Raw genomic sequence first — 12185 nt, 5'->3', positions numbered from 1 at the left:
GAGCCTCTTCACGCTGCGCACTGTGGGGTCTCACCGATGCCTTCATCCCGCAGAAGTCTCCATGTGTTTCCTACGCTGGAATGGTCTAATTCATTCTTCTGCATGTTTAGTTTTCTCAGCGAAGCATTCTGTCGGAGCGGCCCTACTTCCACCTTACAAGACAAATGCCCGAAGTAATGGCAGGAATCGGATTTGTTCCGCTAATCTACCATGAAAAACCGAACGATGGTGAAATCTTATCATAAGAATTTCACCATCGTTCGGTTTTTAGAATGGCTAAAATACTTTTGTCCCAGCCTCTTTATTGACTGCAATATTTCATAATCGCCTGTTGAAGAGAGTTGATAAAAATTACCTCAGACGGTAAATTCATTTCACTCAAACGCTTTGCTTGTTCTGGCTGAATACCGATTAGCACAATTTCTGGACCCATATAAAAAAGAGAGGTCATAATATTGATAAATACTTGGACTCCCTCTTTTTGCAGATTTCCTACAGCTGTAAAATCAAAAAGAATCCGGTCAATTTCATCCTTTTGCGAAGAATACAGCAAATAATCTTCAACGGCATACATCTTTTCATGTGTTAAATCACCAAAAAGTGGAACAAAAGCGGTATCTGTAGTTAATTCGATAAACGGAGCTGACAATCGATTATTCTGTTCGATTGCTTCCTCCAGCTTTTCTTTTTCTTCCAACAGTTCGAAGTTGGTATCGTTTAAGCGCGATCTCAGTTGATCTAAGGTTCTTGTAACTTTATTAAGGTTATTATCCTTCAGCATTAATATGACTTGTGCATATAAGTCATTTTCCCACGAGACATAAAGATCGGCTGTGATAAGACGATCTTCTGTACCTGTTGGCTTCAGATGTATTTCTATAGAAGCTTTTTGTATCTCAGGCACTACCCAATCTTTCACCTTTGAAAGACTATCCTGATCAAAGATGTCTAAAAGATTCTCTTTAGGACCGTGTAAATCTTTTGCCTCTCGAGAAAAGGATTGAATGTGAAAATTTTTATTAATAACATAGTAAGGAAGCGGAAAGGCACGTTCAACTAGTTTCATTAATGACGCCTTCCCTTCCTTCTTTGAACCATTGGTGGAGATGGTTTAAATCCTTCACAACCATGACTTGGTCTGACTCAAATTCCTTGAGGTCGAATTTCTTGGCCATCCGGCCACCGACCATGATAAGTGGTTTCCAATGCAGATCTTTAAACCGTTCGATCAAAATTTTCAAAGTAGGCAGCCGATAAGATAAAGCTGCCGAAAGACCAATAACTTCAGGCTTGTACTTTTCTATTTGAACCAAGGAATGAGCAAGAGGTAAATTAGGCCCCAGATACCTTACACGCCATCCATTGTCTTTGAACGTATCCGCTACCATTTTCAACCCGATATAATGCTGTTCTTGTTCAACACCGAATAATATTGCCTTGAATTTCTTTTGCTTATGTCCTTTGATACCATCAGAATCTGCTTCTAATTTTGATAAGACAAAATCACAAATGGCAGTAGCCAAATGCTCATCCGCAACTGAAATTTTATTTTTCTCCCATAATTCTCCTATATAATACATCGCAGGCGTAATAACATCTTCGAACAAATAAAGCCGAGGATATTTATTCAATAGAGTCTTGATGTATTCTAGTGCAGCATCTTCATCTCCATCAAGAAAATAGTGCGCCAGCTTTTCTTGGTATTCTTTCAAACTTATTCACCTCTTACTTTGAAAGGGTAGGTAAATGAATTAACGCCTCATGCAAATATTGAAGCATAGCCTTATGCTCGTCTTCATCGGCTAAAGTCGTCTCTTGTAACAACCGCTGAAGACGCTCAAAATTATCTACAATCAGGTGCGTCCCTACTCCTCTTGATGTCAGAACATTGTTGAGCCAGTTCGTATAATCTATAAAGAAGTCACTACTGTTCATTTCGTAGGCAGCATATAAGTGATCAAGGTGGTGATAGTTATCTTCTTCTGTTCGGTCTCTGCCATTCTGGCCGAATTTTTCCCACAAAAAGGGATAATCTGCATATATTTCTTCAACAACTTGGTGAACAATACGGTCTTGTTCCACCTTTTTCATCGAGCTACCACCTCGTACTTAGTGACTTTTGGAACGATGCCCTGCAGTTCTTGGTCGGGATACTGCTTTTCTAATTCGTGGATCTTCTTAAACTGTTCACTCCTCGCCCAGTTCAAGTAATCCTGCTTCGAAGCCCATTCCAAATGGACCGTCAATTCACCTGGCTTACGGTCATTTTGTAGCAGCTGGAAGGAAAGGAATCCTTCCGCCTGATCAACCAGTCGTGAACGATTTCTATAAATCCGGATCAAATCTTCTGCTTTATGGTCAGGAACGACGACTGTCGAATCCACTACGTACATATCTTAAAGCCCCATTCGAATAAAGTTTTCAATACAAACTATCTTATCACACTAATGCTTTACCTGTATAATAATTGCTTTACTGATAAAACTTTGTTGATGGGGAGGAAACTTGCTGCCATGATTCTTTTTTATGTTCTATAAAACAGAAAAAGACGCCGGCTTTAATCAGCCTGCGCCTCCGTAAATTTATTGAACCACTTCGTCGATAACTTTCATCTCTTCGTGGTCAAGCAAGTTCTTGTTTACCATTTCATCGGCCTCTTTATTCATATTGTCCTGCAGATCTTTCAATTCTTCTTTATCTCCTACCATATAGATCTTTTTCCATCCATAGTCTTTGGCGAGCTTATCCAGCTTAGGAGCTACACTCTTGTACCAGCGGTAACGGTTAGCTTCGAACCTCTCCTGAAACTGATCCTGTTTAGAGTTCTTCGCTCCTCCAGAGCCCATGGAAGGCTCAGCTCTATGTGGTCCCTGATGCTGTCTCCAGTCGTCTGTATCTAAATCTAATTCAAACAATTGAGTATCGTTGAGACTACCTAACTGTGCATCGATCAGTTTAATTTGATTCTTCTGTGTTAGAATGATTCCTGTTCTCGGGAACTTCTCCTGCATATCTTTCAACTGGTCAAGTACAGGTGTCTCTTCCCAATAGAACTCCGTTTTAACAGGCATTTGGAACCGTTCTGCGAACCATACGGTCTCATCTGCTGTAGCAAAAAGAACGACACTCTTGGCAAAATGCTGCTCATTTTCTTCGATGAATTGCTCGACTTTTTCTTTTACTGCCCAGTAGTTTCTCTTTTCATCTGAGTCTCCGTCTTCCTGTAAATAGGACTCAAAGTTATTCAAACCATTTTTCAGGTGGATTTTCCATTCTCCGCCTTGCTGATCCGGATCAGAAGGGTCGGTGTTTAAGTACATAGTGAATACTTTTTGGGGTTTTTCTAAATGAACCTGCTCTAGTTTTTTGATTTCTTTATTTAAATCCATAAAACAACGACTCCTTTTTTTCTAATAGTGATTAACTTCTATTAGTATGTTTCCTGAAAAAGGAACCGTTAAACTAGTCTATTTACGATTTTTCGACTCAGAATTACTCAGCATCTCTATTTGCTCACGTAGCGAGTTCAATTCCCTATAAAAAAATGTTCTTCAGATTTCGTCAATGACTCATTTCCATATCGGACTTTTTGATATAGATTCGTCTTCTGTGGTTCAAGACCGATCCTGTGAAACCATTGTTCGATCGGCTCATTGCAGTGCCTGCAATATCCTTTAGTCTCAGCGTATCTTTCGAATTGAAGAAACTGTTTTCTGATCGGACTGGTCGCTTTCGAACGATTGAACCATTTATGACGACCTACTTTCCCATTCGATGGTGCGGAGATTGGATAACTATGATATGTCAATTGATCTGAAGCAGAGTTTTTCAACTCCCTGTTTTCCCTAAAGCGGACAGCGACAATAAAAAAAAGCAATCCGCTCTTAAGAGAGCAGATTGCTTCATCATTTTAAAATTATTTTGTCCATTCATCGATAACATCTTGATGCTCATCGATCCATTTTTGAGCGCCTTCTTCAGGACTATCCGCTTCGTTTAGAGAAGCCATCAAGCTGCCTAGTTGATCGTCGTTCATCTCAAAGTTATCGAACCATTTAACGACTTCAGGGTTATCCTCCTCAAGTCCTTTACGGGCTGCGTAAGAAATGTTCTCGGACTCTCCATAGACTTTCTTCGTATCTTCTAAGAATTTAAGATCCATCTCAGCGAACACCCAGTGTGGTTTCCAAAGGGTAACTACGATTGGCTCTTCACTTTCAATTGCATTTTTAAGCTCAGTGGTCATTGTAGGACCGGAAGAAGCTGCCAGCTCATAGTCAAGATCGTATTCACTAATAGCATCTTCAGTTAGAGACATAATACTTGCACCTGCATCAATTCCAACAATTTGCTTGTCAGGAAATGCATCAGACCCTTTTAAGTCTTCGATTGTATTAATATCTTTCATATAAGATGGTACAACAAGACCTAGTTCTGTTCCTTTGTACCATTCTTTACGCCAATCAATTTCATCTTTGTATTTATCATAGAACGCTTTATCTGTATTTGGCAGCCAAATTTCCATACCAATATCAAGGTCTCCAGAGGAAAGAGCTTCGTATAGGAACCCTTTTTCTACCTGTTTCAGTTCCACGTTATATCCTTTGTCTTCCAAAACCAACTTCCACATATTAGATACGGCAACGTTCTCTGCCCAGTTATTCATTCCAATGCTGATTGTTCCCTTGTCTTCTGATGTTTCTGCGTTATTTTCGCCTTCGCCACCATTGGCTGAATCTGATTCATTGTCAGAACTTCCTCCACAAGCAGCCAGTATTAAAAGCATCCCTAGAAACAGAGCGGGAAGCCATTTACGTAAATGTAACATTTGATTTCCTCCTCTAAGTATTATAATCCATGTCATTCGTCTCAATCACAATACCGTATTATAGCATAAAAGTTTTCAAGTTTAAACAATTTAAACTGTACAAAAAAACAATAAAGTTTATTATTTTTTATTACCTTAACTTTCCACCTCAGGTCATCCAAATCCTGGATGACCTGAGGTGGAATTTATTGGATATCAGTTATTGTTTTCTTAAGTTGGCGCGACGGTCTGCGGCTTTGCTTCTTTTTAATGCTTGCATATCTTCATGATCCGCTAACTCTTCAGAGAACTCTACATCAATGCCATCTGTCTTTTGGTTCTTTGGCGTTTGAGGTAATTTATGCTTTTTCTTTCCTTTTGCATGACGATGTTCATCTCTACCCATGAAAGTCTCCTCCTTTATAATGATCCTTCTTAGTGTTTCTCTTTTTTAACCAAATATTCTATATAGAAGAAGAATCATTCACCTTGAAGAAATACTTACGGATTGAAATAAAAATAAAGCATTAAATTATAGAAGAAACTAAACAAATATTACAATTCTTCCTACCGATGACCCCTATAGCGTTACAAAATTGTAAAGCTTGAGTACAAAGGTTCAATTTAACTTTTCCTGCAAACCTTTACACTATTTGTAAACAAACGCTTCCATTACTTTAAAACCAGCATGGCTAGACCTTTATACACCCTTCATCTCGGAAACTTACAGCTATTGCATACTTGTCTATACATGTTTAATGTTAAAGGTGCGCAACCGGTTGCCACAAAAATTTAGTCGAGGTGAACAACAACATGCACAAACCATCAAAAAATTTATCCCGCTTAGTTGCTACGACAGCTATAGCAGCTACGATCTTCTCTGCACAGGCACCTAACGTCCTGGCAGTCACTCAGCCCCATCCTGATCAAGAATTGAACCAAGAAGCTGTTCAAAAACAACTTCATGTCGAAGGAGTCAAACAAGTAGACAATGGCGTTATGCTCGATTTATCCTCTGACCAACAAGCTTTCATTCGACTATTTTCTGAAGACATGGCGAAAGTATCCATCCTGAAAGAAGGGGAAGAAGAGTACTTTTCTGAAGCGATCAAGAAGAAAGAATGGGAAACACCAGAATTCGACTTTTCTCAAAAGGGGAATGAAGTCACCCTTTCCACAAATGAAATTACGATAAAAATTAAAAAAGAGCCTTTCGGGATTAAATTCCTTGATAAAGAGGGCAATGTGATCAATGAAGATTACATGAAGAATGGTGCCGGGTATGATGGAGAAAAACCATATGTATACAAGAAAACAGATGAAGACGAAGCATTTTATGGTTTCGGTGAACAAGGCGGACTGGAAGTAAACCAGCGCGGTGAAAGCATTGGAATGTTCAATACTGACGCTTACGCCTATCAGCCTGATACTAAATACTTATACACGTCCATCCCATTTTTTATGGGGCTCAAAGATGAAAAAGCCTACGGGATTTTCTTTGATAACACAAACCGCTCTTATTTCGAAATGGCCAGTGAAAGTGATAATTATTACTATTTCTACGCTGACGATGGAAAACTGAACTATTACTTCATGTATGGTCCAGAAATTGAAGATGTATTGGATCGCTACACAGAACTAACAGGAAAAATGGATAAGCCAGCAAAATGGGCCCTTGGCTTACATCAGTCTAAGTGGGAATACACAGCTGAAGACATCGAGCGTGTAGCAGAAACTTACCGAGAAAAAGAAATTCCAGTCGATACGATGCACTTTGATATCGATTATATGGATGATTATCGTGTGTTTACCTGGTCCGATAAATTTGGCAGCGAAGCACTTCATCAAAAACTTGATGATATGAACTTCCACAAAATCACGATTAACGATCCAGCGGTCAAAAAAGATCCTGGTTACTTCATGTATGATGAAGGGACAGCTAACGATTATTGGGCTAAAAACCCTGACGGCACGAATTTTGTTGGAGAAGTTTGGCCTGGTGACTCCGTCTTCCCTGATTTTTCAAAAGAAGAAGTTCGCCAATGGTGGTCAAGCAAACATAACATTCTATTTGATAAAGGAATTGATGGCGTCTGGAACGATATGAACGAACCAGCTGTATTTGACGGCCCCTATCACACGATGCCGCTTGATGTTACTTTTGGTGAAGGAGAAAACAAACGGACCCACGCTGAATATCACAATCTTTATGGGCATGATGAAGCTGAAGCTACATACGATGCATTCGAAATGTATAAACCGAATACACGTCCATTCGTATTAACACGTGACATGTTTGCAGGTTCCCAGCGTTATGCTGCTCTTTGGACAGGGGACAACGTAAGTGAATGGGATCACTTACAAATGTCTATTCCGATGAACACGAACATTGGCCTTTCGGGAGTTCCTTTTGTAGGAAATGACATTGGCGGATTCGCTGGACGTCCAGATGCTGAAATGTTCGCACGCTGGATAGAGGTCGGCGCATTCCTTCCGTTCTCCCGTATCCACTATGATAGTGATCAAAAAGCCGATGTGAAGCAAGGACAAGAGCCATGGGCGTTCGGTCAGGAAGTCGAGGACATTAGTAAGAAATATATTGAAATGCGCTATAAACTGATGCCTTACCTTTACAACACATTCATTCAGGCGTCTGAAGAGGGAACCCCTGTACAGCAGCCGCTTGTATACCAGTTCCAGGAAGATGAGAATACGTACAATGTCAGCGATCAGTTCATGTTTGGTGAATCCATGATGCTTGCTCCAGTTGTAAAAGAAGGACAAACAGAGCGTGATGTTTACCTTCCTGAAGGCGAAACTTGGGTCGACTTCTGGACAGGTGAAGAATATGACGGCGGTCAAACGATTCATACAGAAGCTGAACTCTCTCACCTTCCTATTTACGTGAAGAAAGATTCCATGATTCCAACACGTGAAGTTCAACAATACACAGGAGAAAAACCACTGGAGAACCTTGTATTGGATACGTATCTTGAAGACGAAGCAAGCTATTCCTTCTACGAAGATGATGGTGCGACTCTTGATTATAAAGATGGAGAATACAACATTACAAACTTCCATGTAGAACGAAAAGGAAAGCATATTGAGTTCACAAATGAAAAAAAAGCGACTGGTTATGATTCTGACTTAGAATCTTATACACTGAAGCTAAACGGAGAGAATGCTCCGAAGAAAATTAAAGCTGCTGGTTCAAAATATAAAGCTGTAGACTCCCTTGAGAAAGTGAAAGCAAATCAAGAAACTTATTTCTATGATGAAGCGAGCGAAACTATTTATGTAAATGTCCCAGCTGATGAAGATAAAAAAGTTAAAATTCAATTTAAAGGAAAGAAAAAATAACACAATAGTTAAGGCTAGCAGGCCATGCCTGTTAGCCTTTCTTTGTTTAAGAGTTGATTCATGTGAAAAGAATACGATTAAGATTCATCCTTTTCAGTCTATTATTCATTATTATAACGCTTAGCATTGCATTGGTTAAAAACCAGCACAACCCGGCCATACCCATTAAAGAGCTGACTGTAGTTGAGCAGCTCAGCAAAGACATGGCAAGGTACCATCCTGGTCAGCAGGTTGAGTTCCACGCTCGCCTGCGAAATTCAAAAGAAGACAAAACCCATTTGAAAGTACAGTACTACCATTTAGACAAAATCATAGATGAGGAAATCATTATGGTTGAGGGTAAAAGTTTAGATTGGAGTTGGACTCCCCCTGCAAAAGACTATCGTGGATATTTTGTGAAAGTATTCCCAGTTGGAAACGAAAAAGAGAGCCAATCCATAGCGATCGATGTATCTTCCACTTGGACTAAGTTTCCCAGGTATGGAATCTTATCCGATTTCTCTGAAATGAGCAAAAACCGTAAGGAATCTGTACTTAATCAATTGAAACGATACCACATCAACGGTCTGCAATTTTATGACTGGCATGATGAGCATCATCTGCCTTTGAAAATGACCGATGGGAATGTTCAAAAAAATTGGGCGAACATAGCAAATCAACCCGTCTCTTTTCAAACGCTTAAAGACTATATCAATCTGTCTCATGACCGAAATATCGAAACAATGGCTTACAATTTATTGAATGGTAGCCTCGAAAAAGCTGAAGACGATGGTGTTCTTCCCGAATGGTATTTATATAAAGATCAAAATAGCGATGAAGTTGATACACACGATCTGCCTGATCAATGGAAAAGTGATATCTTCCTCACCGACCCAGGGAATGAAGCGTGGCAGCAATATATTATCCTGCAGCAAAAAATTGTTTTTAATCATTTGCCTTTTGATGGCTGGCATATTGATCAGCTTGGAGATCGCGGAGAGGTTTATAATTTTTATGGGGAATCTGTAGATCTTGAAATCGCCTATTTTGACTTCTTAAAAACGGTCCATAATCAACTCCCTAACCAAACCATTATCATGAACGCAGTAAATCAATATGGCCAAGTACAAATTTCTAAAACGGGAGCCCCCTTCCTGTACACGGAGGTGTGGAACCCAACAAAAACCTACAAACAGCTAAAGGACATTCTTGAAGAGAACGCAGAAAATCATGGAAAAAGTACAGTCTTAGCCGCTTATATGAATTACAATAAATCGGATAATGAAGGATCGTTTAACACTGCCGGGATTCTTTACACAGATGCACTGATATTTGCTCATGGCGGAGGACATTTAGAGCTTGGAGAACACATGCTTTCCAAAGAGTATTTTCCGCATAATAAATTGATAATGTCAGAGCGGTTAAAAAGCTCTCTTACCCACTATTACGACTTCATGGTCGGCTATCAAAATTTATTACGGGACAATTTGGAGCCAGCAGAAGTTGACGCACAGACTTCTGAGTGGGTATCACTTTCCCATCAACCAAAGCAAGGGAGCGTCTACACCTTTGCCAAACAGAAAGGTGAGAAAAAGATCTTTCACTTTCTAAATTACAACGATACTGACCATATGAACTGGCGTGATACAAACGGAACGCAAACACAACCTAAAATGCGGAAAGATTTCTCTCTGACTGTTAAAGAATCAAAAAAAGTTAAAAAGGTCTGGGCAGCTTCACCAGATTGGAACAACGGTGTACCTATTGAGCTGGAGTTTACACAATCCAATGATAAAGTTCAATTTACCATCCCCTACATTAAATATTGGGATATGGTTGTGTTCGAATATGAATAAAAGAAACCCCACCACAAAGTTTCCAAATACTGGATGACCTGAGGTGGGGGTTTTTTCCATTATGCCTGGTTAAGGTTTTCTTGATTGGAGACGGTTTGGCCGCGAGAGATAGAGAAAAAGGCAGTAGCCAAGGCAATGAGCACGAAAAATCCTCCAACCGTTGCATTGTGCATCACAGATGATTGTTCAATAACCATGGCTCCAATCGTAGATCCCAACGCAATCCCTAAATGCAAAGCTGAATTGTTCAGGCTTTGCTGAATATCAGCAGTCTCTGGTGCCGACGTGATTAAATAATTTTGTTGAGCAGGCGTGATGGCCCAGCTTAATGCACTCCAAATCATCATGACAAACAAAAATACATGCAGGGAAAAAGTGACATAAGGAATGACGAAAATGGCTAAAGCAAACACGCTGATAATTCCAAGGATACTTTTTTCTGAACCAAGTTTGTCTGATAAGAAACCGCCGAAACCGCCACCGGAAACAGCAGCCACTCCGAAGATAAAGTACACGATACTCACCCATGTTCCATCTAGCCCCATCGTCGATTTCAAGAAAGGCGTTAAGTACGCATATAACGTTAAATGTCCTGTTAAGAACAGGAAGGAAGTGAGTTGCGCTGAAAATATCTTTTGGTTTTTTAGCGTTTCCAGTTGTTTCTTAATGGATAAAACCGGCTTTGGTTCAATCTTTTCTAATAGAAAGGCGACAGCTCCCATTGAAAATAACGTCATTATAGAGATGAGCAGAAAAGGGGCTCTCCACCCGAATGCGTTACCAATCGTAAGGCCAATCGGTACACCTAATACAAGAGATCCACTGATCCCCATAAAAATGGTTCCGATCGCTCGTCCTCTATATTCAGTTCGCACAATTGCTGAGGCTATCGTGACTCCTAAAACGACAAGTAATGAACCGCTTGCAGCTGTGAATACCCTTGCTATCATAAGAATGGCATAGCTCGGGCTGAAAAAAGCCAATATATTTCCTAAAAAGAAAATAAACAGGGTCCACAAAGTAAGGCTCTTTCGCTCAACTCGAGCGGTCAGAGTCAACAATACAGGGGAAGCGATCGCAAATACAAGTGAAAAAATCGTAATTAAGAGACCTGCCTGCCCAAGTGTCACTCCCAAATCTTCCGCCACAAGGTCAAGTGTTCCACCTATGATTAACTCTACTGTCCCTACCACAAAGGCAACTAAAGCTAATAGATAAACTTTCTTATTCATAGTATTGATTCCTTTCGTATAGGTTACCACTACAATGGTAACCATATAAAAAGGAGATTACAAGAGAATCATTGCCGATTTTACGAATTAGTAGAATCCATGTATTCTTTTACTTAGAAATATGTGAGAAGAGGGATGATTTTGTTACAGAAATTCGGATTCACCCAGTATGAAAGCCAAGTATTTGAAGTGTTGACGGCAAGTGCTTCTCCTCTAGATGCAACAACGATTGTAAAATATTCACAAGTCCCGAAATCCAAAGTGTATGAAGTTCTTAATCGCCTTGCAGATAAAGGTTTAATTTTAAGTTCGTTTACAGTTCGAAAAAAACTTTATACAGCGCTCCCATTAGATACGATCATTGAAAAATTGACGGATGAGTTCCAAACAAACGTAGAGGAACTGGAAAGTAAGGAATATTCTTTAAAACCCGTAGATGATCGTGTTTGGACGATCAAAAATAACGAAGCAATCTACTCCCTTTCCAGGCAGACATTAACGAAAGCCGCCCACAGCATTTATTTTTCAGGCTGGTCTGATGATCTCCTCCCTTTATTGCCATTGCTTGAGGAAAAACAAGATGAAGGAGTGAACGTTGAAGTAATGTCCATTGGAGAAACGGATTCATTACTCACACAGACACATACACTTTTGCCTGATGAAAGACATGAAGCTCTTGAACGATATCAACTGCTGATCATCGATGAAAAGGAATTGTTATTTGCCGGTGTCGAACAGGGAGAATGGCAAGGTATACAAACGTTATCCAGTCCTTTGGTTAAATTTTTTACGGAGTTCTTCTTTCACGATGTTGCCCTTGCTGAAATTACACAAAAATATGAAGATACTTTAATGCAAGACGAAAAAATCAGAAATATTCTCATGAAGTTAAGGTATTAAAAAATCCCGTATCCGATCTTCTCCAGATCGGATACGGGATTATGTCTCGTT

12 protein-coding genes are annotated in these 12185 nt (G+C 39.8%); 3 read left to right on the top strand and 9 right to left on the bottom strand.

The window, feature by feature from the left end; all coding sequences use genetic code 11:
- Window positions 1-301: 301 nt before the first annotated feature.
- The 8 genes from LD39_RS01155 to LD39_RS01120 all read right to left on the bottom strand — a co-directional run bounded on the left by LD39_RS01155 (window position 302) and on the right by LD39_RS01120 (window position 5213).
- Entirely contained in the window at window positions 302-1066 is a 765-nt protein-coding gene (locus LD39_RS01155; protein ID WP_035541954.1) for an STAS domain-containing protein, read from the bottom strand.
- Window positions 1053-1712 (bottom strand): B12-binding domain-containing protein, encoded by a 660-nt coding sequence (locus tag LD39_RS01150; RefSeq protein WP_035541952.1) that lies wholly within the window; start codon window positions 1710-1712, stop codon window positions 1053-1055. The genes LD39_RS01155 and LD39_RS01150 overlap by 14 nt, the downstream gene beginning before the upstream one ends.
- A gap of 13 nt (window positions 1713-1725) precedes the next feature.
- Window positions 1726-2091, bottom strand: a complete 366-nt coding sequence (locus LD39_RS01145) for a hypothetical protein (RefSeq protein WP_035541950.1) — start codon at window positions 2089-2091, stop codon at window positions 1726-1728.
- Window positions 2088-2393 (bottom strand): antibiotic biosynthesis monooxygenase, encoded by a 306-nt coding sequence (locus LD39_RS01140; protein ID WP_035541948.1) that lies wholly within the window; start codon window positions 2391-2393, stop codon window positions 2088-2090. Before LD39_RS01140 ends, LD39_RS01145 begins: the two co-directional genes overlap by 4 nt.
- Window positions 2394-2582: 189 nt before the next feature.
- Window positions 2583-3389 (bottom strand): VLRF1 family aeRF1-type release factor, encoded by an 807-nt coding sequence (locus tag LD39_RS01135; RefSeq protein ID WP_035541946.1) that lies wholly within the window; start codon window positions 3387-3389, stop codon window positions 2583-2585.
- 137 nt (window positions 3390-3526) lie between these two features.
- A complete protein-coding gene (locus tag LD39_RS01130) occupies window positions 3527-3832 on the bottom strand; it encodes a hypothetical protein (RefSeq protein ID WP_035541943.1) in 306 nt (101 codons plus the stop codon).
- 84 nt (window positions 3833-3916) lie between these two features.
- Window positions 3917-4828, bottom strand: a complete 912-nt coding sequence (locus LD39_RS01125; RefSeq protein WP_035541940.1) for a glycine betaine ABC transporter substrate-binding protein — start codon at window positions 4826-4828, stop codon at window positions 3917-3919.
- A gap of 199 nt (window positions 4829-5027) precedes the next feature.
- Window positions 5028-5213 (bottom strand): YfhD family protein, encoded by a 186-nt coding sequence (locus LD39_RS01120; protein WP_035541937.1) that lies wholly within the window; start codon window positions 5211-5213, stop codon window positions 5028-5030.
- A gap of 407 nt (window positions 5214-5620) precedes the next feature.
- On the opposite strand from LD39_RS01120, the gene LD39_RS01115 reads away from it, so the two are divergent.
- Together LD39_RS01115 and LD39_RS01110 are read left to right on the top strand one after the other, a co-directional pair.
- Complete coding sequence (locus LD39_RS01115; protein ID WP_035541935.1) at window positions 5621-8167, top strand: glycoside hydrolase family 31 protein; 2547 nt, start codon at window positions 5621-5623, stop codon at window positions 8165-8167.
- A gap of 62 nt (window positions 8168-8229) precedes the next feature.
- Window positions 8230-10002 (top strand): glycoside hydrolase family 66 protein, encoded by a 1773-nt coding sequence (locus LD39_RS01110; protein ID WP_052158673.1) that lies wholly within the window; start codon window positions 8230-8232, stop codon window positions 10000-10002.
- 59 nt (window positions 10003-10061) lie between these two features.
- Here LD39_RS01110 and LD39_RS01105 read toward each other — a convergent pair whose 3' ends face one another.
- Window positions 10062-11234 carry an MFS transporter gene (locus tag LD39_RS01105; RefSeq protein WP_035541933.1) on the bottom strand — a complete coding sequence of 391 codons (1173 nt, stop codon included), beginning with the start codon at window positions 11232-11234 and terminating at the stop codon, window positions 10062-10064.
- 141 nt (window positions 11235-11375) lie between these two features.
- Here LD39_RS01105 and LD39_RS01100 point away from each other — a divergent pair, with 141 nt between their 5' ends.
- Window positions 11376-12134, top strand: coding sequence for a TrmB family transcriptional regulator (locus LD39_RS01100; RefSeq protein ID WP_035541931.1), 759 nt, complete (start codon window positions 11376-11378; stop codon window positions 12132-12134).
- Window positions 12135-12185 lie beyond the last annotated feature (51 nt).

It is taken from the genome of Halobacillus sp. BBL2006 (genome assembly GCF_000786645.1).
Classification (GTDB): Bacteria; Bacillota; Bacilli; order Bacillales; family Halobacillaceae; genus Halobacillus.
This window is presented reverse-complemented; position numbering and strand designations above follow the sequence as displayed.